This window comes from Nocardioides caldifontis (genome assembly GCF_008087345.1).
GTDB lineage: Bacteria > Actinomycetota > Actinomycetes > Propionibacteriales > Nocardioidaceae > Marmoricola_A > Marmoricola_A caldifontis.
This window is the reverse complement of record NZ_ML701736.1, coordinates 412,423-437,185: the sequence shown is the minus strand read 5'-3', so window position 1 is coordinate 437,185 and position 24,763 is coordinate 412,423. Positions and strand designations below refer to the sequence as shown.

Annotated in this window: 23 protein-coding genes; 7 read left to right on the top strand and 16 right to left on the bottom strand. The window is 72.5% G+C overall.

Annotated features, from left to right (window positions below; genetic code table 11):
- From FIP57_RS04890 to FIP57_RS04860, 7 genes are all read right to left on the bottom strand, one after another.
- Positions 1 to 972, bottom strand: coding sequence for an ABC transporter permease (locus FIP57_RS04890; protein WP_148572375.1), 972 nt, complete (start codon positions 970 to 972; stop codon positions 1 to 3).
- On the bottom strand, positions 972 to 1,997 hold the full coding sequence (locus FIP57_RS04885) for an ABC transporter permease (RefSeq protein ID WP_148572374.1): 1,026 nt from the start codon (positions 1,995 to 1,997) through the stop codon (positions 972 to 974). The genes FIP57_RS04890 and FIP57_RS04885 overlap by 1 nt, the downstream gene beginning before the upstream one ends.
- Positions 1,998 to 2,117: 120 nt before the next feature.
- Positions 2,118 to 3,731, bottom strand: coding sequence for an ABC transporter substrate-binding protein (locus FIP57_RS04880; RefSeq protein WP_148572373.1), 1,614 nt, complete (start codon positions 3,729 to 3,731; stop codon positions 2,118 to 2,120).
- A gap of 152 nt (positions 3,732 to 3,883) precedes the next feature.
- The gene (locus FIP57_RS04875; protein ID WP_148572372.1) at positions 3,884 to 4,528 is read right to left on the bottom strand and encodes a response regulator; all 645 of its coding nucleotides are present in this window, start codon (positions 4,526 to 4,528) and stop codon (positions 3,884 to 3,886) included.
- On the bottom strand, positions 4,525 to 5,811 hold the full coding sequence (locus tag FIP57_RS04870; protein WP_148572371.1) for a sensor histidine kinase: 1,287 nt from the start codon (positions 5,809 to 5,811) through the stop codon (positions 4,525 to 4,527). The genes FIP57_RS04875 and FIP57_RS04870 overlap by 4 nt, the downstream gene beginning before the upstream one ends.
- A 74-nt stretch (positions 5,812 to 5,885) precedes the next feature.
- Entirely contained in the window at positions 5,886 to 6,296 is a 411-nt protein-coding gene (locus tag FIP57_RS04865; RefSeq protein WP_148572370.1) for a hypothetical protein, read from the bottom strand.
- A 131-nt stretch (positions 6,297 to 6,427) separates the two neighbouring features.
- Positions 6,428 to 7,072, bottom strand: coding sequence for an HAD family hydrolase (locus FIP57_RS04860; RefSeq protein ID WP_275266135.1), 645 nt, complete (start codon positions 7,070 to 7,072; stop codon positions 6,428 to 6,430).
- A gap of 121 nt (positions 7,073 to 7,193) precedes the next feature.
- Here FIP57_RS04860 and FIP57_RS04855 point away from each other — a divergent pair, with 121 nt between their 5' ends.
- The 3 genes from FIP57_RS04855 to FIP57_RS04845 are packed head-to-tail and all read left to right on the top strand — an operon-like array spanning position 7,194 to position 11,232.
- Positions 7,194 to 7,991 carry an ABC transporter ATP-binding protein gene (locus FIP57_RS04855; RefSeq protein ID WP_148572368.1) on the top strand — a complete coding sequence of 266 codons (798 nt, stop codon included), beginning with the start codon at positions 7,194 to 7,196 and terminating at the stop codon, positions 7,989 to 7,991.
- A gap of 29 nt (positions 7,992 to 8,020) precedes the next feature.
- The gene (locus tag FIP57_RS04850) at positions 8,021 to 9,055 is read left to right on the top strand and encodes an iron-siderophore ABC transporter substrate-binding protein (RefSeq protein ID WP_148572367.1); all 1,035 of its coding nucleotides are present in this window, start codon (positions 8,021 to 8,023) and stop codon (positions 9,053 to 9,055) included.
- Positions 9,056 to 9,078: 23 nt separating this feature from the next.
- Positions 9,079 to 11,232 carry an iron ABC transporter permease gene (locus tag FIP57_RS04845; RefSeq protein ID WP_148572366.1) on the top strand — a complete coding sequence of 718 codons (2,154 nt, stop codon included), beginning with the start codon at positions 9,079 to 9,081 and terminating at the stop codon, positions 11,230 to 11,232.
- A 41-nt stretch (positions 11,233 to 11,273) separates the two neighbouring features.
- Here the strand turns inward: FIP57_RS04845 and metH are convergent, their stop codons facing one another.
- Positions 11,274 to 15,020: a methionine synthase gene (metH, locus tag FIP57_RS04840; RefSeq protein ID WP_148572365.1), complete on the bottom strand. Its 3,747-nt coding sequence runs from the start codon at positions 15,018 to 15,020 to the stop codon at positions 11,274 to 11,276.
- A 105-nt stretch (positions 15,021 to 15,125) separates the two neighbouring features.
- Between metH and FIP57_RS04835 the strand changes: the two genes are divergently transcribed.
- Positions 15,126 to 15,977 (top strand): PAC2 family protein, encoded by an 852-nt coding sequence (locus FIP57_RS04835; RefSeq protein WP_148572364.1) that lies wholly within the window; start codon positions 15,126 to 15,128, stop codon positions 15,975 to 15,977.
- Between the two features lie 7 nt (positions 15,978 to 15,984).
- On the opposite strand, the gene mshC is transcribed toward FIP57_RS04835, so the two are convergent.
- On the bottom strand, positions 15,985 to 17,208 hold the full coding sequence (mshC, locus tag FIP57_RS04830) for a cysteine--1-D-myo-inosityl 2-amino-2-deoxy-alpha-D-glucopyranoside ligase (RefSeq protein ID WP_148572363.1): 1,224 nt from the start codon (positions 17,206 to 17,208) through the stop codon (positions 15,985 to 15,987).
- 23 nt (positions 17,209 to 17,231) lie between these two features.
- Positions 17,232 to 17,813 (bottom strand): helix-turn-helix domain-containing protein, encoded by a 582-nt coding sequence (locus FIP57_RS04825; RefSeq protein WP_148572362.1) that lies wholly within the window; start codon positions 17,811 to 17,813, stop codon positions 17,232 to 17,234.
- Positions 17,814 to 17,893: 80 nt separating this feature from the next.
- Between FIP57_RS04825 and FIP57_RS04820 the strand changes: the two genes are divergently transcribed.
- Positions 17,894 to 18,850, top strand: coding sequence for an NAD(P)/FAD-dependent oxidoreductase (locus FIP57_RS04820; RefSeq protein WP_238993282.1), 957 nt, complete (start codon positions 17,894 to 17,896; stop codon positions 18,848 to 18,850).
- Here FIP57_RS04820 and FIP57_RS04815 read toward each other — a convergent pair.
- From FIP57_RS04815 to FIP57_RS04805, 3 genes are read right to left on the bottom strand one after another with little or no spacing between them, the layout of a single operon-like run.
- Entirely contained in the window at positions 18,847 to 19,668 is an 822-nt protein-coding gene (locus tag FIP57_RS04815) for an SCO1664 family protein (protein WP_238993281.1), read from the bottom strand. The two genes, FIP57_RS04820 and FIP57_RS04815, sit on opposite strands and share 4 nt — an antisense overlap.
- A gap of 40 nt (positions 19,669 to 19,708) precedes the next feature.
- A complete protein-coding gene (locus FIP57_RS04810) occupies positions 19,709 to 20,281 on the bottom strand; it encodes a DUF3090 domain-containing protein (protein WP_148572360.1) in 573 nt (190 codons plus the stop codon).
- Between the two features lie 9 nt (positions 20,282 to 20,290).
- The gene (locus FIP57_RS04805; protein ID WP_148572359.1) at positions 20,291 to 21,025 is read right to left on the bottom strand and encodes an MSMEG_4193 family putative phosphomutase; all 735 of its coding nucleotides are present in this window, start codon (positions 21,023 to 21,025) and stop codon (positions 20,291 to 20,293) included.
- A 38-nt stretch (positions 21,026 to 21,063) separates the two neighbouring features.
- Between FIP57_RS04805 and FIP57_RS04800 the strand changes: the two genes are divergently transcribed.
- On the top strand, positions 21,064 to 22,041 hold the full coding sequence (locus FIP57_RS04800; RefSeq protein WP_148572358.1) for a magnesium and cobalt transport protein CorA: 978 nt from the start codon (positions 21,064 to 21,066) through the stop codon (positions 22,039 to 22,041).
- A gap of 1 nt (position 22,042) precedes the next feature.
- Here FIP57_RS04800 and FIP57_RS04795 read toward each other — a convergent pair whose 3' ends face one another.
- Complete coding sequence (locus FIP57_RS04795; protein WP_238993280.1) at positions 22,043 to 22,873, bottom strand: undecaprenyl-diphosphate phosphatase; 831 nt, start codon at positions 22,871 to 22,873, stop codon at positions 22,043 to 22,045.
- A 106-nt stretch (positions 22,874 to 22,979) separates the two neighbouring features.
- On the opposite strand from FIP57_RS04795, the gene FIP57_RS04790 reads away from it, so the two are divergent.
- Positions 22,980 to 23,963 (top strand): aldo/keto reductase, encoded by a 984-nt coding sequence (locus FIP57_RS04790; protein ID WP_148572357.1) that lies wholly within the window; start codon positions 22,980 to 22,982, stop codon positions 23,961 to 23,963.
- A 9-nt stretch (positions 23,964 to 23,972) separates the two neighbouring features.
- Here FIP57_RS04790 and FIP57_RS04785 read toward each other — a convergent pair whose 3' ends face one another.
- Together FIP57_RS04785 and arfB are read right to left on the bottom strand one after the other, a co-directional pair.
- Positions 23,973 to 24,215 (bottom strand): DUF5703 family protein, encoded by a 243-nt coding sequence (locus tag FIP57_RS04785; RefSeq protein ID WP_148572356.1) that lies wholly within the window; start codon positions 24,213 to 24,215, stop codon positions 23,973 to 23,975.
- A 120-nt stretch (positions 24,216 to 24,335) separates the two neighbouring features.
- Positions 24,336 to 24,761: an alternative ribosome rescue aminoacyl-tRNA hydrolase ArfB gene (arfB, locus tag FIP57_RS04780; RefSeq protein WP_148572355.1), complete on the bottom strand. Its 426-nt coding sequence runs from the start codon at positions 24,759 to 24,761 to the stop codon at positions 24,336 to 24,338.
- Positions 24,762 to 24,763 lie beyond the last annotated feature (2 nt).

Genomic DNA, 24,763 nt, shown 5'->3' with positions numbered 1-24,763 from the left:
TCACCGCTCCCCCTCCGTTCCGTCGGCCGTCCCCGCGGCGGCCACGCCGCTGGTGGCGAGCCCCCGGGCCGGCATGACGACCTCCTGGAGCCTGCGCCGCCGCAGCGCCGGGTTGACCGTCTCGTTGAGCCCCTCGCCGATCAGCGTCAGCCCGATGACCAGCAACGCGATCGCCGCGCCGGGGAAGATCGCCGGCCACCACACGCCGGCCTGGGCGTCGTCGAGCGCCCGCTCGATGTCGTAGCCCCACTCGGCGGCCTCGTTGGGCTGGATGCCGAAGCCCAGGAACCCGAGCCCCGCCAGCGTCGCGAGCGCGTCGGCGGCGTTCAGGGTGCCGATGACCGGGACGGACTGCACGACGTTGCCGAACAGGTAGCGGCTCATGATCGTGGTGTCCTTCGCGCCGATCGCCCGCGCCGCCTCGACGTACGTCGCCTCGCGCGCGGAGACCGTGGTGTTGCGGACCACCCGGAAGTACTGCGGGATGTAGACCACGGTGAGCGACAGCGCGGCGGCGACGACGCCACCACCCAGCGCGTTGCTGAGCACGAACGAGAAGACGATCGCCAGCAGCAGGCTGGGGAACGCGTAGAGGGCGTCGGTGAGGAAGACCAGCAGCCGGTCGGTCCACCCGCCGACGTAGCCGGACACCAGGCCGAGCACGACGCCGATGACCAGCGAGAAGAGCACCGACAGCACGATCACCGTGAGCGCCGTCCGGGCGCCCCAGACGACGCGCGAGAAGATGTCGTAGAACTGGTCGTTGGTGCCGAACCAGTGCTCGCCGGACGGCGAGGCTAGCTTCGGGAGCTTGACGCCGTCGACGCTGCGCTGCGCGAAGTCGGTCGGGGTGATCCACGGCGCGAGCAGCGCCATCAGCACGAAGACGCCGGTGATCGCCACGCCCGCGACCAGCAGCCACCGAGCAGTGCCGGTCGTGGAGCGGATGGGTCCGAGGAGCCGGGAGAGCATCAGTACCTCACCCTCGGGTCGACGAGCGCGTTGACGATGTCGACGATCAGGCTGGTGACCACGACGATCACCGCGAAGAAGGTGACCAGCCCCTGCACCGCGGGATAGTCACGGGCATTGAGGTAGTCGACGAGCTGGGTGCCGAGCCCCGGCCAGTTGAAGGTCCGCTCGGTCAGGATCGCCCCGGCCAGGGTGAGCGCGACCTGCAGGCCGAGCACCGTGATCAGCGGGACCAGCGCGTTGCGGAAGGCGTGGCGCCGGACCACGTAGCGCTCCGGGATGCCGCGGGCACGGGCCGCCTCGACGTAGTCGCCCTTCATCGTCATCAGCAGGTTGACCCGCACCAGCCGGATGAAGACGCCGCAGAGCAACAGCCCCAGCGTCAGGCAGGGTAGGACGTGGTGCTGGAGCACGTCACCGACGGCACCCATGTCGCCGGCGATCAACGCGTCCACCAGCAGGATGTGGGTGACCGGCTCGACCTGGAACTTCGTGATCGGCGAGGCGATGTCGTACGTCGGCCACCCCGTGCCACCGGCGAGGAGCACGAGCACCAGACCGGTGACGAAGACGGGCACCGCGTAGCTGGTGATCCCGAAGAGCCGGATCCCCACGTCGGCCGCCGAGTCGCGGCGTCGGCCGGCGACCAGCCCGAGCGGGATGCCGATGACGAGCGCCACCAGGAAGGCGCCGAGGGTCAGGGTCAGCGTGGCCCCACCGTTGTCGATGATGATCGAGGTGATCGGCCGGTTGTCGGAGAGGGATTCACCGAACCGGAAGCGGGCGACGTCGCCGAGGTACTCGAGGTACTGCTGCCACAGCGGCCGGTCGATGCCGAGCGCCTCGCGGCGCCGGTCGAGCTCCTCCTCGCTGAGCCGGCCGCCCACCGAGGCGCTGACCGGGTCGCCGGGAGCGACGCGCAGCAGCAGGAAGACCACGGTGACGACGACCCAGATCATCGGGATCATCAGCAGCAGCCGCTGCACGACGTACCGCGGCAGCGAGCCCTGTGCGGCGGAGGCCATGCGGTTCCTTTCCCTGGTTCACGCGCCCGATGCGGGCGCGTGACGTGGGTAGAGGGCCCGGGGCCGGAGCCCCGGACCCTCCTGGGGTTGACGGTGCGGCGGGGTGCCCCGCCGAGCGGGTCAGCCCTTGCTGATCGCCCAGAGCCGGAAGATGTACGTCGGGTCGAGGGTCTCCTCGACGCCGCTCATCCCCGGTCCCGCGACGGCGATGTTCTTGCCGAACCACGACGGGACGAGCGGCACGTCCCGCGCCACGATGTCCTGCAGCTGGCCGATGATCTCGGCCCGCGCGTCGGCGTCGGTCTCGGCCAGCTCCTGGGTCAGCAGCTCGTTGACCTCGTCGCTGGAGTAGTTGTTCTGGTAGAAGCCGCCGTCCCGGATGAACGGGGTCAGGTAGTTGTCGGCGTCCAGGATGTCGGGGTACCAGCCGAGCTGGAACAGGTCGTAGGCGTTCTCCTTGTAGAGGGTCTGGTACTGCTCCCACTCGGCCTGCTCGATCTTCGGGTTGAACAGCCCGCTCGCCTTCAGCTGCTCGGACAGCTCCGTCGCCTCGTCGACCGCGTTGGGGCCGTAGTGGGTCGGGGTGTAGCCGAGCGTGATGTCGACCGGAGTCTTCACACCGGCGTCGGCGAGGGTCTTCGTCGCCGCGTCGACGTCCGGCGCGTCGCCGTACATCTCGGAGAAGGAGTCCTTCTGGCCGGTGAAGCCCGGCGGGACGATGGAGTACGCCGGCGAGACGGTGCCGTCGTAGGCGTCCTGCGCGATCGTGTCGCGGTCGATGAGCTGGGCCACGGCCTGGCGGACCGCGAGCTCCTTGCCGGTCGGCGTCCCGAGCTGGAAGACCCAGTAGCGGAACTCCGCGCCCTCGCCCTCGATGACCTCGGCCTCGCCGTTCTCCTGGAGGTCGGTGAGGTCGGTCGGGCTGAGGGTCCGCCAGGCGATGTCGATCTGGCCGGTGTCGATGGCCTCCTTCAGCGGCGTGGAGTCGCTGAAGTACTGCACGAACACCTGGGCGGCCTGCGGCGTGCGCTCACCGTCGTAGCTCTCGTTTGCCTCGAGGACCGCCTGCTCGCCGGCCTTGTACTGGCTCAGGGTGTAGGGGCCGGAGCCGACGACGTCGGCGTCGTCGAGCAGCGAGTCGGCAGGGAAGGTCTCCTCGTCGACGATGGAGGTGACCGCGGTCGACAGCAGCTTGAGGAACGTCGTGTCCGGCGAGTTCAGGTGGAAGACCACGGTGCGGTCGTCCGGCGTCTCGATGGCGTCCTCGCGCATCGTCTGCGCTTCGGCGTCGGGGTCCATCAGCTGGCCGAGCAGCACCGAGGCGCCGTTCGGGTCGGCGATGGTGATGTTGCGCTCGAAGGAGAACTTGACGTCGGAGGAGGTCAGCTCGTTGCCGTTGGAGAACGTCAGCCCCTCGCGGAGCGTGCAGGTGATCGTCTGCGAGTCGTCGTAGTCGCACGACTCCGCGGCGTCGCCGACCGGCTCGCTCTCGCCCGGAGGCGTGACCAGCAGCTGCTCGAACAGGGAGTACTGCATGTTCCACGACGCCATGTCGTAGGAGCCGGCCGGGTCCATCGCGGTGATCGACTCGGTCGTGCCGAGGATCCAGGACTCGCCGCCGCCCCCGTCGCCGCCGCTGCCACCGTCGCCACCGTCGTCGCCGCCACAGGCGGCCAGCGATGCGACCAGCACACCGGCGCCGGCCAGGGCCAGCACCTTTCGTCTGCGGTTCACCCTCACACCTCACTCCTCGGGGATCGCACGGTCCGCGGCCGACCGGCCGTTCCGCGCAGGGACGTGGGCACGCTAGCCCTCCGACAGCAGGAGATCGGCCACCGTGAGGTCGCGAATCGGCAACGATTTCCTGCGGTGTCGCCGCCGATCGGTCAGAGACCGTGGCGCTCGGCCCAGAGCGCCGCCTGCGTGCGGTCCTGCACGCCGATCCGCTGGAAAGCGGAGGTCAGGTGGGCCTTGACGGTCCGCTCGCTGATCCCGAGCCGGCGCGCGATCTGCTTGTTGGCCAGCCCCAGCCGGACCAGGCGCAGCACGTCGGCCTCGCGCGGGGTGAGCGCGGCCTTCGGCTCCGCGGGGCGGCTGCGGGCGAGCAGCAGCTCGCGGGCGGCCTTGGGGTGCAACGGTGACTCGCCGCGGGCCACCGCGCGCACCCCCTCGATGACGTCGTCGGGATCGGCGTCCTTGAGCAGGTAGCCGACCGCACCCGCGTCGAGCGCGGCCAGGATCCGCTCGCTGTCGCTGTACGACGTGAGCACCAGCACCTGCGTGTCGAAGCCGGACGCGAGGAGCCGACGGGTGGCCTCGACACCGTCGGTGCGCGGCATCTGCAGGTCCATCAGCACCACGTCGGGGTGGGTCTCCCCCACGACCCCGAGCGCCTCCTCGCCGTCACCGGCGGTGCCGACGACCTCGATGTCCGAGGCACTGGCGAGCAGCTCGGCCAGACCGCGGCGCACCACGGCGTGGTCGTCGACAAGCACGACGCGCAACGAGCCGTCCTCGGTCCTGTCGGTCATCCGTGGCCCCCGTCCACCTCGAGGCGGATCGTCGTGCCCGCGCCCGGCGCCGAGCGTACGTCGAGCCGGCCGCCGGCCTCGTCGATGAGGCCGCCCATGCCACGCAGCCCGAAGTGGCCGGGCTCCCGGTCCTCGGTCGGGTCGAACCCGCGGCCGTCGTCGGTCACCGTGAGCACCAGCCGGCCGTCGTCCCGTGCGACGTCGACGTCGAGGTTGCTCGCGCCGCTGTGCCGCAGTGCGTTCCGCACCGCCTCCTGGGCGACCCGCCAGACCAGCGCGATGCTGTGGTCGCTGGCGCCGCCGACGTCGGCGACCCGGGCGCTGGCGGTCACGCCCTGCGCGGCCGCAGGTGCGAGCAGGTCGTCGAGGGCCGCGGCCAGCCCGTCGGCGTCGAGGTCGGGTGGGTAGATCTCCACCATCAGCGAGCGCAGACCGCGCATCCCGGCGCGCAGCGACTGGCTCGCGCCGGCCAGGGTGGCGCGTGCCTGGTCGGGGAGCTCGGTCGAGCGGGCGAGCGCCGAGACCGCGAAGGTGGCGCCGGCGAGGTCCTGGACCACGCCGTCGTGGAGGTCGCGGGCGATCCGCACCCGTTCGGCGTCGGAGGCGTCGACCGCTGCCTGGAGCAGCCGCTCGCGCTCCTCGCCCGAGCGACGCAGCCGTCCGGTGAGGGCCCAGAGCAGCCCCGTCGCGACGAGCACGACGAGCCCGAGTGCCGTGAGGGTGATCGGACGGAACTGCGAGAAGATGTCGTCCTGCCGGTCGGTGATCGTCTCCGCCGAGTAGTAGACCTCGAAGAGCAGCGGCTCCTTCTCGGGCGACTCGATGCGGGTGTAGACCTCGAGCAGCCCGCCCTTCCCCCACTCGTACCGGTTCTCCGGACGCCGCAGGTTCGAGATCTCGGCGACCGTGCTGTCCTGCTCCAGCGCCTCGCGGGCCTCGTCGTCGAGCGGGAACCGGTCACCGATGAGCTCACGCTGGTCCGACCAGAGGATCGTGCCGTCGGCCCGCCAGATCTTCACGCGGTCGACGTCGGTGACCCAGAGGCGGTGGCCGACCTGCCGGTCGAAGCGGTCGATGGCACCCGGGTCGAGCGCCACGAGCCCGCGCGGCATCCCGGGCTCGACCACCGACTTGGCCAGCAGCTCCGAGGTTGCCCGTGCGTCCGCGACCGCCTCGTCGGCGGCCGCGTCGGACGACAGCTGGTTGGTGCCGACCACGATCACGACGAGCGCCAGCAGCCCCGTGGCGAGGAAGAGCACGACGGGGCTGCGCAACGCGGACACGGGACCTCCTCGGGGACGCCCCCAGTATCGACGTGGGGGCGCCCCCGGGAGGGAGGTCCGACGCACGTCGTGCGTCAGAACCGCACGGTCCCGCGGCACACCTCGCCGCTCCTCTTGTCCACCGCGCGGAAGACGAGCCGGTCGGTGCCACGGAGGTCCACCACCACCCGGCGTACCTCGAACGAGCCGCTCGCGCCCCTGGTGGTCTTGGTGCCCTTGGCGGTCAGCGAGCCGTTGTGCTTCATCCGCCACCGCCACTCCTGGCCGTTGCGGTTGCTGTCGATCTCGCCCTCGACCTCGATCCGGCCGTCCTCCGGGCTGGCCTTGAGCTTCCAGTCCGTGGCGCCGCTGCAGCCGCCGCGGCGGATGACGTCGTCGTCGTTGGCCGATGCCGGCACCGCGGTGAGCAGCGTCAGGGGCAGCGCGGTGGCGGCGGCCGCCAGCGCGAGGGCGCCGAACCGCCCGGGGCTCGTCCTCGTGGTCATGGTGTCCTCCCGTGGTCGTGGATTGGTGGAGGAACCCTGCGTCGCGGTGCGGGCGCCCCACCACTGTCCGCCGGTACTACGACCACGCCGACCTGGCCGTCCTGTCGCGGTATGAGCGCCGACCCGGCGGTTCAGGGGGTCAGGGCGGCGAGGTCGGTCGGCGAGACGCCGTCGAGGGTCGGGAGGAAGACGCGGCGCTCGCCCGGGGCGACGGGGACGTGGTTCTCGACCACGACGACGAGGCAGCCGGCGGCCTCGGCGGAGCGGGCGCCGGTGTTGGAGTCCTCGATCGCCAGGCACTGCGCGGGGTCGACGCCGAGGAGCCGGGCGGCGTGCAGGTACGGCTCGGGGTGGGGCTTGCCCCGGGAGACGGCGTCGCCGGTCACCACGACGTCGAAGGAGCCCTTCGGGAGGGCGGCGAGGACCGGTGCGACGAACCGCTCGTACGACATCGTGACCAGGGCGCACCGGACGCCGGACGACCGCAGCCCGCCCAACAGCTCCCGCGCGCCGGGGCGCCACGGCACCTGCCGCGAGATGTGGCCGACCACCCCGTCGAGGAGCTCCTCGACGATCTCCTCGGGGGTGAGGTCCACCCCGCCGTGCTCCCGGATGTAGCGCGCGGAGTCCATGAGGTCGTTGCCGACGAGGTTCATCGCGTGCTCGGTCGTCCAGGTGCCGCCGTGGGACTCGACGAGCCCGGTCTCGACCGCGACCCAGTAGGGCTCGGTGTCGACGAGGGTCCCGTCCATGTCCCAGAGGACGGCGGCCGGCAGCGGGGGTGCGGTGCTCAGGTCAGGCTCCGTGGTGCTAGGAGACGGGAGTCACCGACCACCCTAGGAGGAGGAGGCGGACCGCCTCTGTTAGGGGAGCCTTAGTTAGGCTACCCTCTGCGCCATGACAGCAGCTCTGGCCGGCCACGAGCTCGTCCTGGGCTACCCGCGGAGCACCGTCGTGCACGGCGTCTCGGTTGGGCTGGAGGCGGGTGTCGTCACCGCACTGATCGGCCCGAACGGGTCGGGCAAGTCGACGGTCCTCCGCTCCCTCGCCCGGCTCCACCCGGTCACCTCCGGCACCGTCGAGCTCGAGGGCGCGGACAGCTCCCCGCTGTCGGCGAAGGCCTTCGCCTGCCAGGTCACCCTGCTCTCGCAGTCGCGCCCCCACCCGTCGGGGCTGACCGTCCACGACGTGGTGGCGTTCGGCCGCCACCCCCACCGGCGCCGCTTCGCGGCGTTGACCGACGCCGACCGCGGCGCGATCGCGCACGCGATGGAGCTGACCGGGACGACGACGATGGCCGACCGCGCGGTCGACCAGCTCTCGGGCGGCGAGCTGCAGCGCGTCTGGCTGGCCAGCTGCCTGGCGCAGGACACCTCGGTGCTGCTGCTCGACGAGCCCACCAACCACCTCGACCTGCGCTACCAGGTCGAGACGCTCGACCTCGTCCGCGACCTCGCCGACCACCACGGGACGGCGATCGGCGTCGTCCTCCACGACCTGAACCAGGCCGCCGCGGTGGCCGACCGGGTCGTGCTGCTCCACCACGGCCGCGTGCGCGCCGCGGGCGTACCCGTCGACGTGCTCACGGCGGACCACCTCACCGACGTCTACGGGCTGCCGATCGAGACCACCTGCGACCCGGACACGGGGCGGGTGCGGATCGAGCCACGTGGCAAGCACCACCTCCGGCGCTGACGCCGACCCTTCACACACACGAGGAAGAGATGATCCGACGATCGATCGCTGCTGCCCTGGTCCCTGCCGCCGCCCTGGCGCTGGCGGCCTGCGGTCAGACGACCACCACGAACGACTCCGCCGACCAGGGAGGCGACGACACCCAGCAGGCCGCATCCTCCTCCGGCTGCGACGACGTCGCGACCTCGGAGGGGCCGGTCAGCCTCACCGACTCCTACGGCCGTGAGCTCGAGCTGGACGCCCCGGCCGAGCGGGTCGCCGTCCTCGAGTGGCAGCAGACCGAGGACCTGCTGGCGCTCTGCGTGAACCCGGTCGCGGTGGCCGACGTCGAGGGGTACTCCACGTGGGTCACCTCCGAGGAGCTCCCCGAGGGCACCACGGACGTCGGCACCCGCGGCGAGCCGAACCTCGAGGCGCTGTTCGGCACCAACCCGGACCTCGTCGTCGTCGAGGCGTACACGGCCGAGGACGAGATCCTCAAGCAGCTCGCGAAGTACGACGTGCCGGTGCTTGCCACCAAGGGCGCCGACGCGGCCGACCCGATCGGCAACATGAGGGCCACCTTCGAGCTGATCGCGCAGGCGACCGGCCGCGAGGAGCGGGCCGACGAGGTGCTCGGCGAGCTCGACGCGAAGCTCGAGGAGGCCAAGGCGGCCCTGGAGGACACCGACGTCGCAGGCACGGAGTTCGTGTACTTCGACGGCTGGGTCGACGGCGCCAACGTCGCGATCCGCCCGTTCGGCCAGGGGTCGCTGATGGGCGAGCTGGGCGAGGAGCTCGGTCTCGTCAACGCCTGGGAGGGCGAGGTCGACCCGGCGTACGGCCTCGGCCAGACCGACATCGAGGGGATGACCAAGGTCGGCGACGCCACCTTCTTCCACACCGGCACGGTCGACCCCGCCGGCGACGTGTTCGCCGAGCTGGAGAAGAGCAAGGTCTGGAAGTCGATCCCGGCGGTCGCCGAGGGACGCAGCCACGCCTTCCCGGAGGGGATCTGGACCTTCGGCGGCCCGTCGTCGGCGTCCCAGGTGCTCGACGCCTACGTGGACCTGCTCACCCAGTGACCTGTTGAACCGGTGACGCCCCGATGACCCAGACACCCCCGGCCACCCGCCCGGACGCCGCGCCGGCCACCGTCACCACTGCGGTGACGGAGCCCGGCGCACGTCGTGGCGGGACCGGGGGTGCGCTCCTCGTCCTGGCGGCGCTCGTGGTCGCGCTGCTCGCGGCGGCCCTGTGGCACCTGACCCAGGGCACCTCGGGGGTCGGGACCGGTGACCTCGTCGCCCTCCTGCTCGGGCGCGAGGACACGCACGGTGCGACCGCGACCACGGCCGAGATCCTCACCGGCTCCCGCATCCCCCGACTGGCTGCCGGCATCGCCGTCGGCTTCGCGCTGGGCGTAGCCGGCGCCCTGCTCCAGTCCCTGGCCCGCAACGCGCTGGCCTCTCCCGACACGCTCGCGGTCACCGGCGGGGCGTACTTCGCGGTCACGGTGGTCGCCGCGTTCGGGCTGGCGGTGCCGCTGTGGGCATCCGGGCTCACCGCCTTCGTCGGGGGCATCGCCGCCGCCGCGCTCGTCCTGGCGCTGGCCGGCGGCGCCGGCACCTCGACGACCCGGTTGATCCTGGCCGGCTCCGCCGTCGCGCTGGCTCTCCAGTCCGGCACCTCGACGTTGCTCATCCTCTTCCAGGAGGAGACCACCAGCCTCTTCGCCTGGGGCAGCGGGTCGCTCAGCCAGCTGAACATCGACGCCTTCCTGCAGGCGGCGCCGGTCGTCGCGGTGGCCACCGGGTGCGGCCTCCTGCTCTCCCGCCGGCTCGACCTGCTCGCGCTCGGCGATGACGCCGCCTCGGTCCTCGGGGTGCGGGCCCGCTCGACGCGGGCGGTCGGCACCGTGCTCGCGGTGCTGCTCACCGCGGGCTCGGTAACCCTGGCCGGGCCGATCGGCTTCGTGGGGCTCTGCGCCCCGGTCATCGCCCGGCTGCTGGGCAGGCTGGTGCCCGCGGTGCACCGGCACGTCGTGCTGCTGCCCACCGCCGGGCTCCTCGGTGCGCTGGTGGTGGTGCTCGCCGACGTGACCATCCGGGCCGCGGTCGGCGCCGACGAGGCGATGTCCGTCCCGACCGGCGTGACCACGACGGTCGCCGGCGCGGTCGTGATGGTGCTGCTGGCGCGCGGCGGGCGCGACGCCGGTCCGAGCCGTCGGCCCCCCGGCGCGTCGGTGACCGTGCGCGGCCGGGGCCGCTTCGTCGTCGTGCTCACGGTCTGCGCCCTCGCGACGGCGTCCACCGTCGTCGTCGGGCTGCTCGCAGGCCACCAGTGGCTCTACACCGGCGACATCGTGGCGTGGCTCAGCGGCGAGGGGCTCCCCCTGGTGCAGTTCGCCCTCGACGAGCGCGCGCCGCGGGTCGCCGCGGCGGTGCTCGGCGGCGCCGCCCTGGCGCTCGCCGGGACGATCGTGCAGGCGACCTGCCGCAACCCGCTCGCCGAGCCCGGCATCCTCGGCATCACCGGAGGTGCCGGTGTCGGCGCCGTCGTCGTGGTGACCGGCCTGTCGAGCGGCTTCGGCACCGCCACCGCCGCGGCCGCCACCTCGACGATGCTGCTCGCGGCGACGATCGGGTCGCTGGTCGCCTTCGGCCTCGTCTACGGCCTGGCCTGGCGGGGCGGGCTCGACGCCGAGCGGCTGGTGCTCATCGGCATCGGTGTCTGGTACGGCTCGGTGTCGCTCAGCACCTTCCTGCTGGTCCGCTCCAACCCCTGGGACACGCCGCGGATCTACACCTGGCTGTCCGGCTCGACGTACGGGCGGAGCTGGGAGCAGGTCCTCCCGGTGGCCCTCGCCCTCCTCGTCGCCCTCCCCCTGGCCCTCGTGGTCCGCCGCGAGCTCGACCTCCTCGCCCTCGACGAGGACACCCCCCGGGTGGTCGGGATCCCTCTCGAGCGGGTCCGCCTCCTGGTGCTGCTGACCGCGGCGGTGCTCACCGCGATGGCGGTGTCCGCCGTCGGGGTGGTCGGCTTCGTGGGGCTGGTCTCCCCGCACATCGCCCGGGCGCTCGTGGGCTCCCGCAGCGTGCGGGTGATCCCGGTCGCGGTGCTCGTGGGCGCCCTGCTGCTGGTGGTCGCGGACACGGTCGGGCGCACGGCGATCGCCCCGGCGCAGATCCCGGCCGGGCTGGTCGTCGCGCTGCTCGGTGCGCCGTACTTCGTGTTCCTGCTGGCGCGCTCGCGCGCCTGACCACCCGGTGGTTCGACAGGCTCGACCACCCTGGCGCGGGCTCAGTCCTCGGGCTCGTAGCCGAGGTTCGGCGAGAGCCAGCGCTCGGCCTCCTTCAACGTCCACCCCTTGCGGCGGGCGTAGTCGGCGACCTGGTCCTGCCCGATGCGGCCGAGGGTGAAGTACTGCGAGTCCGGGTGGGAGAAGTAGAAGCCGCTGACCGCGGCCCCCGGCCACATCGCCATGCTCTCGGTGAGCTGGATCCCGGTGGCGGCCTCGACGTCGAGCAGCTCCCACAGGAGCGCCTTCTCGGTGTGGTCGGGGCACGCGGGGTAGCCGGGTGCGGGCCGGATCCCGTCGTACTGCTCCTTGATCAGCGCGACGTTGTCGAGCTGCTCGTCGGGCGCGTAGCCCCACAGCTCCTTGCGGACCAGCTCGTGGAGCCGCTCGGCGAACGCCTCGGCGAGCCGGTCGGCGAGCGACTCCAGCAGGATCGCCGAGTAGTCGTCGAGCGACGCCTTGAACTCCGAGATCCGCTCGGCGGCCCCGAGCCCGGCGGTCACCGCGAAGGCGCCGACCCAGTCCTCGATGCCGGTGTCCTTCGGCGCGACGAAGTCGGCGAGGGAGCGGTGCGGGAGCCCGTGGCGCTGCTCGCCCTGTTGCCGCAGGTGGTGCAGCCGCAGCCGTACGTCGGCCCGCGTCTCGTCGGTGTAGACCTCGAGGTCCTCGCCGTCGACGCGGTTGGCCGGGAAGATCCCCACCACGCCGTTCGCGGTGAGCCACCCCTCGGCGGTCACCTTGTCGAGCATCTCCTGGGCGTCGTCGTAGAGCTTGCGGGCGGCCTCCCCCGACGTCGGGTTGTTGAGGATGTCGGGGAACCGGCCCTTCATCTCCCAGGCGTTGAAGAACGGCTGCCAGTCGATGTAGGGACGGAGCTCGGTGAGGTCGAACCCCTCGAGCACCTTGCGGCCGACGAGGTTCGGCCGCGGCGGCTGGTAGCCCTCCCACGCGATCGGCGAGGCGTTGGCGCGCGCCTTCTCGAGCGAGGTGAGGGCCCGGGCGGTCTGGCGCGCGCTGTGCCGCTCGCGGATCGAGTCGAAGTCGGCCTTCACGGTCTCCATCAGCTTGGGCCGCTGCTCGTCGGAGAGCAGCTGGGAAGCGACGGGGACCGAGCGGGAGGCGTCCTTCACCCAGACGACCGGGCCGTGGTACTTCGGGTCGACCTTGACCGCGGTGTGCGCGCGCGAGGTGGTCGCGCCGCCGATCAGCAGCGGGATGTCGAGCCCCTGCCGCTCCATCTCGGCGGCGAAGCCGACCATCTCGTCGAGCGACGGCGTGATCAGCCCCGACAACCCGATGAGGTCGGCCTTCTCCTCGCGGGCGGTGTCGAGGATCTTCTGCGCCGGCACCATCACGCCGAGGTCGACGACGTCGTAGTTGTTGCACTGCAGCACGACACCGACGATGTTCTTCCCGATGTCGTGGACGTCGCCCTTGACTGTCGCCATGACAATTTTGCCCTTGGCGCGCTCGGCGTCGCCTGGCTTCTTCTCGGCCTCGATGAAGGGGATCAGGTAGGCGACGGCCTTCTTCATCACGCGGGCGGACTTCACCACCTGCGGGAGGAACATCTTGCCGGAGCCGAACAGGTCGCCGACGACGTTCATGCCGTCCATCAGCGGACCCTCGATCACCTCGAGCGGCCGGCCGCCGCGCTCCGCGATGAGTGCGCGCAGCTCCTCGGTGTCCTCCTCGACGTGGGCGTCGATCCCCTTCACCAGCGCGTGGGTGATCCGCTCCTCGACCGGCAGCGACCGCCAGGCGTCGTCGGCCGCGCCCGCCGCTCCCCCGTCGCCGCGGAACCGCTCGGCGAGCTGGAGCAGCCGCTCGGTCGCGGCCAGCGGGTCCTCCGCCCGGTTGAGGACGACGTCCTCGATCGCGTCGCGGAGCTCGGGGTCGATCTCGTCGTAGTTGCCGAGCACGCCCGCGTTGACGATGCCCATGTCGAGCCCCGCCGCGATGGCGTGGAACAGGAACACCGCGTGGATCGCCTCGCGGACCGCGTTGTTGCCGCGGAAGGAGAACGAGACGTTCGAGATGCCGCCGGAGACGAGCGCACCGGAGAGGTTCTGCTTGATCCAGCGGGTCGCCTCGATGAAGTCGAGCCCGTAGCCGGCGTGCTCCTCGATGCCCGTCGCGACCGCGAAGACGTTCGGGTCGAAGACCAGGTCGTGGGGGTCGAAGCCGACCTCCTCGGTCAGCAGCCGGTAGGCGCGGCCGCAGATCTCCTTGCGGCGCTCGAGGTCGTCGGCCTGGCCGTCCTCGTCGAAGGCCATCACGACGACCGCGGCGCCGTACTTGCGGCAGAGCCGGGCCTGGGCGAGGAACTTCTCCTCGCCCTCCTTCAGCGAGATGGAGTTGACGATCGACTTGCCCTGCAGGTTGCGGAGCCCGGCCTCGATGACCTCCCACTTCGAGGAGTCGACCATCACCGGGACCCGGGAGATGTCGGGCTCGGCGGCGATGAGCTTGGTGAAGCGGTCCATCGCCGCGACGCCGTCGATCATCCCCTCGTCCATGTTGACGTCGATGACCTGAGCGCCGGCCTCGACCTGCTGACGGGCGACGGAGAGCGCGGTGTCGTAGTCGCCGGCCTTGATCAGGTTGCGGAACCGTGCGGAGCCGGTGATGTTGGTGCGCTCCCCGACGTTGACGAACAGCGAGTCGGCGTCGATGGTCAACGGCTCGAGCCCGGACAGCCGGCAGGCGGGCTCCACGGTGGCGGGGACGCGCGGGGTCGCGTCGGTGACCGCCTTGGCGATCGCGGCGACGTGGTCCGGCGTCGTGCCGCAGCAGCCGCCGACGAGGTTGACCAGCCCCGCCTGGGCGAACTCGCCGACGACCTCGGCGGTCTGCTCCGCCGCCTCGTCGTACTCGCCGAACGCGTTGGGCAGCCCGGCGTTGGGATAGCAGGAGACGAAGCAGTCGGCGAGGCGCGACAGCTCGGCGAGGTACGGACGCATCTCCCGGGCGCCAAGCGCGCAGTTGAGCCCGACGGCGAGCGGGTCCACGTGGCGGACCGAGTGCCAGAACGCCTCGGTGGTCTGGCCGGACAGCGTGCGGCCCGAGGCGTCGGTGATGGTGCCGGAGATGATCACCGGCCAGCGCCGACCGCGCTCCTCGAAGAGCGTCTCGAGGGCGAAGATCGCGGCCTTGGCGTTGAGCGTGTCGAAGATCGTCTCGACGACGAGCAGGTCGGCGCCGCCGTCGACGAGCCCGCGCGCCGCCTCGCCGTACGCCTCGACGAGCTGCACGAACCCGACGTTGCGGGCGCCCGGGTCGTTGACCTCGGGCGAGATCGACGCGGTGCGGGTCGTGGGCCCGAGCGCGCCGGCCACGTAGCGCGGGCGGTCCGGCGTCCGCTCGGTGGCGGCGTCGCACTCGCGGCGGGCCAGGCGTGCGCCCTCGTAGTTCAGCTCGTAGGCCAGCTCCTGCATGCCGTAGTCGGACAGCGAGACGGCGTTCGCGTTGAACGTGTTGGTCTCGATGATGTCGGCGCCGGCGTCGAGGTACTCGCGGTGGATCGTCGCGACCAGCTCGGGCTGGGTGATCGTGAGCAGGTCGTTGTTGCCCTGCACGTCGGACGGCCAGTCCGCGAACCGCTCGCCGCGGTAGCCTGCCTCGTCAGGGCGGTCCCGCTGGATGGCGGTGCCCATGGCGCCGTCGAGCACGAGGATCCGCTCGCGGAACGCGGCGGTGAGCTCCTCGGTGACGTCGGGGCGCACGAGGTCGGTGGTCTGGTCGGTCACGGAGGCCTTCGGGGTAGGCGGGCAGAACGTCCCCACTCTAGGCGGCGGCCGGAGCACGGCCTCCGAATAGCCGGATCGTGGCCGGGCGCGGCATAGGCTGAACAGGTGATCGAGATCGAGGAAGTGGGTCCCCTCCGGTCCCCCGTGCTGATCGCGGCGTTCGAGGGGTGGAACGACGCCGCCGACGCCGCGTCGGGCGTGGTCGACCACCTGCTCGAGGTGTGGGACGCGAAGCTGGCCGCCGTCATCGACCCGGAGGACTTCTACGACTTCCAGATGAACCGCCCGGTGGTCGGCACCGACGAGCACGGCATGAGGCGCATCACGTGGCCCTCGACCCAGCTCTCGGTCGCCTCGCCGCCCGGGGCGCTCCGCGACGTGATCCTGCTCCGCGGCATCGAGCCGAACATGCGCTGGCGCCAGTTCTGCGCCGAGCTGCTCGCGGGCGCCGACGAGCTCGGCGCTGAGATGGTCGTCACACTGGGGGCGCTGCTCGCCGACACCCCGCACACGCGCCCGATCCCGGTGTCCGGCACCGCCACCGAGCCGGAGCTCGCCGACCGGCTCAAGCTGGAGCAGTCCAACTACGAGGGACCGACCGGGATCGTGGGGGTGTTCCAGGACGCGTGCGTCCGCACGGACATGCCGGCGGTGTCGTTCTGGGCCGCCGTCCCGCACTACGTCGCGCAGCCGCCGTGCCCGAAGGCCACGCTGGCGCTCCTGGGCCAGCTCGAGGACCTGCTGGAGATCAGCATCCCGCTCGGGGACCTCCCCGAGGACGCGCGCGCCTGGGAGCGGGGCGTCGACGAGCTGGCCTCGGAGGACGAGGAGATCGGCGACTACGTGCGGGCGCTCGAGGAGACCCGGGACACCGCCGACCTGCCCGAGGCGAGCGGCGAGGCGATCGCCCGGGAGTTCGAGCGCTACCTGAAGCGGCGCGAGAACCCGGACGGCTGAGCGGCGGCTAGAGCGCGACGCCGAGCCGGGCGTCGACGAGGTCGCGGACCAGACCGGCGCCGCTCCCGTCGCCCGCCGGGCCGGCCGCCCACGCGTCCAGGAGCTCGAGCGCCCGCGGCGCGTCGAGGTCGTCGGCGAGCGCGGCCCGCACGTCGGCGACGAGCGCGGTCGCGGAGTCGAGCCCGGCCGTGGGCAGCGCCCGACGCCAGGCGGCGAGCCGCTCCCCCGCGATCCGGAGGTCGTCGTCGGTCCACTCCCAGTCGCTGCGGTAGTGGTGGGCGGCGATCGCCAGGCGGATGTGCGCCGGGTCGACGCCCGCCTCGCGCAGCCTGGAGACGAAGACGAGGTTGCCCAGCGACTTGGACATCTTCGCGCCCTGGTACGCGACCATCCCGCCGTGGACGTAGCTCTTCGCGAACGTGCTGCCAGGGTGCGCGACGTGCGCCTCCGACGCGCTCATCTCGTGGTGCGGGAACACCAGGTCGCTGCCGCCGCCCTGCACGTCGATCGCGTCGCCGAGGTGGGCCCGCGCGATCGCGCTGCACTCGACGTGCCAGCCGGGGCGTCCGGCGCCCATCGGCGACGGCCAGGACGGCTCACCGGGCCGCTCGCCCCGCCACAGCAGGCAGTCGAGCGGGTCCTTCTTGCCGGGCCGGTCGTTGTCGCCGCCGCGCTCGGCCGCGAGCCGCAGCATCTCCTCCTCGGAGTAGTGGCCGACCGAGCCGAAGGACGGGTCGGAGCGGACCGAGAAGTACCAGTCGCCGTCGACCTCGTAGGCGTGGCCGGCTTCGCGGAGCGCCTCGACCATCTCGACGACCAGGTCGATCGCCTCGACCACGCCGACGTAGGCGTCGGGCGGGAGGATCCGCAGCGCCTCGCAGTCCCGGCGGAACCGCTCGATCTCCCGGTCGGCCAGCGCCCGCCAGTCCTCGCCGTCGCGGTCCGCGCGCTCGAGCAGCGGGTCGTCGACGTCGGTGACGTTCTGCACGTAGCGCACCTCGTGGCCCGCGTCGCGCCAGGCCCGGTTGAGGAGGTCGAACGCCAGGTAGGTCGCGGCGTGGCCGATGTGGGTGGCGTCGTACGGCGTGATCCCGCAGACGTAGAGGCGGGCCGGGCCGTCGAGCGGCTCCAGGGTGCGCGGCTCGCGGGCCGCCGTGTCGTGGAGCCGGACGGCCGGGGCGCGTCCGAGGTGCTCGAGCGACGGAACCGTCGGAGCAGGCCACGCACGCATGGGCGCAGCCTATCCAGGCGCTCTCACCCCGGCGTCCGCGGGCGGGCCCGCAGGTGTGCGCGCTCGCCCTGGCGGCCGAAGAGGCTGAGGAACTCGACCGGCTGGTCGTCGGCGGCCCCGAACCAGTGCGGCACCCGGGTGTCGAACTCCGCCGCCTCCCCGGGGGCCATCACGAAGTCGTGCTCGGCGAGGAGCACCCGCAGCCGTCCGTCGAGCACGTAGAGCCACTCGTAGCCTTCGTGGGTCTGCAGCTCCGGCTCCCGCCTCGACGGCCGGACCACCAGCTTGTACGCCTGGATCCCCCCGGCCCGGCGGGTGAGCGGGATCATCGTCATCCCGTGCCGGTCGACAGGACGCAGGTGGATCCGCGGGTCGCCGGTGGGCGGGGCGTCGACGAGCTCGTCCAGCGTGACGCCGTACACGCGGGCCAGCGGCAGCAGCAGCTCGAGCGTCGGGCGGCGGTCCCCCGACTCGAGCCGGGACAGCGTGCTCAGCGAGATGCCGGTCTGGGCGGCCAGGTCGGACAGGGTCGTGCCGCGCTGCTGGCGCAGCGACCGGAGCCGGGCGCCGACGTTGGCGAGAGCCTGGTCGAGGTCGTCAGCCATGCCGCGAGTTTGCCACCATCGCAAAGCGGTTTGCCGTTCGTCCGGTCTGAGGGTGATGCTCGGGCCAGGAGGTGGTCACGGTGACCGACGAGTTGAGGGACAGGTACGACGTGGTGGTGGTCGGAGGGGGCGCCGCCGGGCTGAACGGCGCGCTGGTGCTGGCACGGGCCCGGCGGTCGGTGGTCGTCGTGGACGCCGGCGAGCCCCGCAACGCGCCGGCGGAGGGGGTGCACGGGCTGCTCGGCCACGACGGCACTCCCCCGGCCGAGCTGCTGGCGCGCGGGCGTGAGGAGGTGATGCGCTACGGCGGCCAGGTGGTCCGGGGCTCCGTGGCGGGCGCCGCCCGCGACGACGACGGGTTCGTGGTGACCCTCGCGGACGGCCGGTCGACCCGGGCCCGGCGGCTCCTGGTGACGACCGGGCTGGTGGACGCGCTGCCGGACGTGCCCGGGGTGGCCGAGCACTGGGGGCACGACGTGCTGCACTGCCCCTACTGCCACGGCTGGGAGGTGCAGGACCAGGCGATCGGCGTGCTCGGCAGCGGGCCGCAGTCAGTGCACCAGGCGCTGCTCTTCCGGCAGTGGAGCGACGACGTGACCTACGTGACCCACACCGTGCCGCCGGACGCCGAGCAGGCCGAGCAGCTGGCCGCCCGCGGGATCGAGGTCGTCCAGGGCGCCGCGGTGGCCCTCGAGCGTGACCGGGGCCGGCTGGCCCTGCGGCTCGACGACGGCTCCGCCGTGACGCTGCAGGCGCTGGTGGTGGCGCCCCGGATGGTCGCCCGGGCCGGCTTCCTCGCCGACCTGGGGCTCCGCACCGAGCCGCACCCGACGGGGGTCGGCGAGCACGTCCCGACGGACCCGACCGGGCGGACCGCGGTGCCCGGGGTGTTCGCCGCCGGGAACGTGAGCGACCTGTCCGCACAGGTCGGCGGCGCTGCGGCGGCGGGAGCGTGGGCGGCCGCGCAGCTCAACGGCGACCTCGTGACCGAGGAGACCGAGCTGGCGGTCCGGGGGCGAAGGGCGGTCAGCGCCTAGAACGCCGGCCAGGGGATCGCGGGCCAGGAGCCCGACGGCTCGGGCATCCGGCCCTTCGCGAGCAGCCGTCGGCAGCGGCGTACGAAGGCCTGGACCTCCTCGTCGTCGAGAAGCGCGCAGAGAGGATCGCGCAGCCCGCCGCCCGGCTCGAGGTCGGCGAGCAGCGCCTCGACGGCGGCCCGCTCCTCCGGGCGGAGCCGCTCGGACGCCCACCCCCAGAGCACGGTGCGGAGCTTGTTGTCCACGTGGAAGCTGACCCCGTGGTCGACGCCGTAGCGGTGGCCGTCGGTCATCGCCAGCACGTGGCCGCCCTTGCGGTCGGCGTTGTTGACCAGCACGTCGAACACCGCCATCCGCCGCAGCGGCTCGGTGTCCTCGTGGACGAGCGTGACCGCGGCGCCGCTGTCGTCCTGGGCGTCGAGGACGCGGAGGTACCCCTCCGGGACGTCGCCCCGCCGGCAGATGTCCACCGGGTCGAGCGACTCGTCGGGCTCGCACCACTGCTGCACCATGCCGGGGCCGTGCGGCCCGTCGCGGAGGAGGGTGAGCGGCACGACCTGCCACCCCAGCGCCTGCGAGACGAGGTACGCCGCGCGCTCACGGGCGGCCAGCGTGCCGTCGGGGAAGTCCCACAGGGGCCGCTCCCCCGCCACCGGCTTGTAGACGCACCGCACCCGCTCCTCGCCGAGGACCGCCTCCGCGAGGAAGGTGGCGTTGGAGGCGGGCATGATGCGGCCCACGAGCTCGAGCTCGCCGTCGGCGAGCACCGCGCTCCCCGGCCGGGAGGCGGGGGTCGAGGTGGGCTCCGGCATGGTCATGGCGTGGTCATGGCGTGGTCAAGGCGTGGTCATCGCCGGGTCAGCGCCGCCGGAACCCGTTCGCGCGCGGGCAGAGGTGGCCGTCGGGGTCCATCGGGCCGCCGCAGAACTGGCAGGAGGGCCGCCCGGCCGCCACGACGGCCTGGGCGCGGGTGCAGAACGCCCGGGCCGCGGCCGGGGTCAGGCTGACGACCAGCACCTCGTCGGCCGTCGGCTCCTCGCCCATCGCGACGAGCGCCTCCTCGTCGGCGCCGTCGTCGCTGTCGTCGAGCGCGAAGACCTCGATCACGATCCGGTTGTGCTCGCCGTCCCAGGCCAGGGTCATCGTCCCGGCCCGGAACTCCTCCTCGATCGGCTGGTCCAGGGGCGCGACGTCCTCCATCGCGGTGGGGGTCACCGCGGGCACCACCGCGGCCCCGCCCTCGGCCTTGAGCAGCTCGTCGAGCAGCCCGTCGATCCGCTCGGCGAGGACGGAGACCTGCTGCTTCTCGAGCGCGACGCTGGTCAGCCGGGCGCCGTCGCGGGCCTGAAGGAAGAACGTGCGCTGCCCGGGGGCTCCGACAGTGCCGGCGACGAACCTCTCCGGCGAGTCATAACGGTGTACGACGGGCATGCAGCGACCCTAACCCGCCGACCCGGGGCGTCCCGCCGGCCCCGCGCCGCCCCCGACCGCCGCGTCGCTGTCGGGGCGGCGGCTCCGCCGGGAACGCCCCTTGGCGGGCGGCCGGAGGAACCCGAGGTCGCCGTCGAAGGTGTTCGTCATGAGGACGAACGGCCGGCCCGGGGTGTACCTGACCACCGACACCGAGGCCGGGTCCACGACGATCCGCTGGAACGAGTCGAGGTGCAGGCCGAGGGCGTCGGCGAGCACGGCCTTGATGATGTCGCCGTGGCTGACCGCGGCCCAGACGGCGTCCGGGCCGTGCTCGGCCTCGACCTCCGCGTCGAGCCGCCGGACCGCGGACACGGCGCGGGCCGCCATCGCGGCCATCGACTCGCCGCCGGGGAAGACCGCCGCCGACGGGTGGCCCTGGACCACCTTCCACAGCGGCTCCTTGGCCAGCTTCTTGAGCTCGCCGCCCGTCCAGTCGCCGTAGTCGACCTCGACGATCCCCTTGTCGCGGCGCGGCTTCGGCGCCGAGGTCTGGCGCCCCGCGATCTCGCGCGCCGTCTGCCGGCACCGTTCGAGGGGGCTCGTCACGAGGGCGGCGAGGTCGAGCTTCGCCAGCCGGTCGCCGACCCGGGCCGCCTGCTCGGTGCCGACGTCGTCGAGCCGCACGCCGGGGCTGCGGCCGGCCAGCACCCCCGAGCTGTTCGCGGTGGTGCGGCCGTGCCGCACCAGAAGGACCGTGGCCATGGCGCACACCCTAGAGATCCGTCCCTAAGGTGGCCTGCATGATCGTGGACAGCGCGCTCTACAGCGGCGGCGAGCGCCACGACGTGACCCTGGACGACGGGGCCCTCGGGCGGTTCCGGGCGAGCTGCGCCGAGGGCGACTTCATCTGGGTCGGGCTCCACGAACCGGACGCCGGCCAGATGGCCGAGATGGCGCGGATCTTCGGGCTCCACCACCTCGCGGTCGAGGACGCGATGACCCCGCGGCAGCGGCCGAAGGTCGAGCCCTACGACGACATGCTGTTCGTGGTCCTGAAGACCCTCTGGTACGTCGACGAGCGCGACGAGGTCGAGACCGGGCAGGTCGCGATGTTCATCGGCAGCGACTTCGTCGTCACCGTCCGGCAGGGCGCCGGGGTCGAGCTCTCCAGCGTCCGCCACGACCTCGAGGACCGGCCCCACCTGCACGGGCACGGCCCCTCCGCGGTCGTCTACTCGGTCGCCGACCGGATCGTCGACGGCTACGAGGAGGTCGCCGCGGAGCTCGAGACCGACGTCGACGAGGTGGAGGCCTCGGTCTTCTCCCCGCAGCGCACCCAGGACTCGCAGCGGATCTACGTGCTCAAGCGGGAGATCGCGGAGGTACGACGAGCGGTGCACCCGTTGCGCGGTCCGATGCAGCGGTTCGCGGTCACGTCGTACCCCTTCCTGCACGAGGCGTCGGGGACCTTCTTCCGCGACATCGCCGACCACGTCTCCCGGGTCGCCGAGGTGGTCGACTCGCTCGACTCCCTGCTGTCGACGGCCTTCGAGGCGCACCTGGCACGGATCCAGGTGCAGCAGAACGAGGACATGCGGAAGATCTCGGCCTGGGTGGCGATCGCCGGTGTCTGCACGCTGGTGGCCGGCATCTACGGCATGAACTTCGTGCACATGCCGGAGCTCGAGTGGGAGCTCGGCTACCCGTTCGCGCTGGCGCTGATGGTCGGCTCGTCGGTGCTGCTCTACCGGCTCTTCAAGCGCTCCGGCTGGTTGTGACTCAGCCGCCGGCGGCGAGCACGCCCTGCCACACCAGGATGAGCGTGAGCGAGCCGAGCGCGATCCGGTAGACCACGAACGGCAGGTACGACTTCGTGGTCACGTAGCGCAGCAGCCAGGCGATGGCGGCGTAGCCCACGATGAAGGACACGACGGTCGCGACCAGCGTCGGCATCACGCCGAAGTCGTTGTGGCCGCCGGGGATCTCCTTGAGCTCGAAGATCCCGGCCCCGACCACCGCGGGGATCGCCAGCAGGAAGGCGAAACGGGTCGCGGCCTCCCGGTCGTACCCCAGGAACCGGCCCATGCTGATCGTCGCGCCCGACCGGGAGACGCCCGGGATGAGTGCCATGGCCTGGGCGATGCCGAGGTAGATCGCGTGCTGCAGGGTCATCCGGTGGATCGTCCGGTCGCTGCGGCCCATCTTGTCGGCGATGCCGAGCACGATGCCCAGGACGATCAGGGTGGTACCGATGATCCAGAGGCTGCGGAAGTCGCTCTCGATGACGTCCTTGAGCAGCACGCCGAGGATGACGATCGGCAGCGAGCCGACGATGACGTACCACCCCATCCGGGCGTCCTCGTGGCCGCGCCAGGACGGGTCGTAGAGCGACCGGACCCACCCGTTGACGATCCGGAAGATGTCCTTGCGGAAGTAGATGAGCACCGCGAGCTCGGTGCCGATCTGGATCACGGCGGTGAACGCCGCACCCGGGTCGCCCCAGCCGAACCACTCCGGGAAGATCCGCAGGTGGGCACTGCTCGAGATCGGCAGGAACTCGGTGAGTCCCTGGATGAGGCCCAGCACGACGGCCTTGAGGAAGTCCAGCACGGGGCGTCAGCCTACGAGGCGTCCGGTCGTGCGCCGCGCGGGCACGCCCGGACGAGCCCCGGCGAGGCGGAGCCGGGTCGGCGCGCCGCTCCACTACCGTGGCCCCATGGAGCAGCGGTACCTCGGGCGCACCGGGCTGTCCGTGTCCCGTCTCGGGCTCGGCACCCTCACCTGGGGGCGTGACACCGACGAGCACGAGGCACGCGACCAGCTGAAGGCGTTCGTCGAGGCGGGTGGCACGCTCATCGACACCGCGGCCGGCTACGGCGACGGCGCCTCGGAGGAGCTCATCGGCTCGCTGCTCGGCGACGTCGTCGACCGCGACGACGTGGTGATCGCGACGAAGGCCGGCGTGCGCCGCGCCCGTGGCACCGGCCCCGGCCGGGCCCGGGTCGTGAACGTGTCCCGCGGCAACCTGCTCCGCACCCTGGACGAGTCGCTGCGCCGGCTCGGCACCGACCACGTCGACCTCTGGCAGGTGCACACCTGGTCCGACGAGACGCCGTGGGAGGAGACCCTCTCGGCGCTGGACACCGCGGTCTCGAGCGGGCGGGCGTCGTACGTCGGCGTCTCGAACTACTCCGGCTGGCAGACGGCCCAGGTGGCGACCTGGCAGAAGGCGGTGCCGGGGCGCGCCCCGATCGCCTCGACGCAGGTGGAGTACTCCCTGCTCAACCGGTACGCCGAGCCCGAGATCGTGCCCTGCGCGAAGTCGCTCGGCCTCGGGGTGCTCGCCTGGTCGCCGCTCGGCCGGGGCGTGCTGACCGGGAAGTACCGCACCGGCACGCCCGCGGACTCCCGCGCTGCCTCCCCGCACTTCGGGGACTACGTCGGGGCGTACCTCGACCCGCGGTGCTCGCGGATCGTCGAAGCCGTCGCCAGGGCGGCCGACGGGCTGCAGTGGTCGCCGCTCGAGGTGGCGCTGGCGTGGGTCCGTGACCGGCCGGGGGTCACCGCCGCGATCGTCGGGGCCCGCACCGCGGCGCAGCTGCGCGGCTCGCTCACCGTCGAGGAGTGCACGCTGCCGGAGGAGATCCGGCTCGCCCTGGACGACGTGTCGGGGCCGAACCCGTCGTCGTCGACGCTGTAGCGCCCGACCTCAGAAGACGTACGCCGGCCGCTGCCGGATGATCTTGCGCCGCAGCACGACCTTGCGGGTGCCGTCGTGGAGGATCCGCACCCGGTCGAGCTCCCACCCGCCGTGCTCGGCCCGCTCGACGAGCATTCTCGTCACGACGTTCTTGGAGAACTCGCGCGAGATCGTCAGCCGCTGGAACTCGTACTCCGCTGCAGACCGTGAGCTGTTGAGCCGCCCTGAGGTGTGCAGCGGTGGTCGAGACATGCGGACATGGTGCCATCCGGGTGGTCGAGCTTGTCGAGACCACTCAGTTCGAACTGCACCTCCAGAGGACCGATCGGGTGCAGTGGGAACTGCCTGGCGCGCCCCGGGCGGTCGCTGCTCCTACTCGAAGCGGCCCTGCCGCCCCCGCTTGGTCTCAGAGCGGCGCTTCTTCTCGGCCAGCCGCCGTTCCTGGGAGCCCCGGGTCGGTCGGGTCGGACGCCGGCGCGGGGGCGGTGGGGCGGCCGCCTCGCGGAGGAGCTGGGCGAGCCGCTCGCGGGCGGCCTGACGGTTGGCGCGCTGGTGGCGGTACTGGCTGGCGACGACCGTCACGACCCCGTCGACCGTCCGGTGCGCCAGCCGCGCGAGCATCCGCTCACGCAGGTGCTCGGGGACCGCCGCGGACCGGGCGAGGTCGAAGGAGAGCTCGACGCGGCTGTCCGTGGTGTTCACGCCCTGCCCGCCCGGGCCGGAGGCACGGGAGAACCGTTCGGACAGCTCCGAGGCGGGGACCACCAGCGTCCGGGTGACCAGCAGGTCGTCCCGCACGG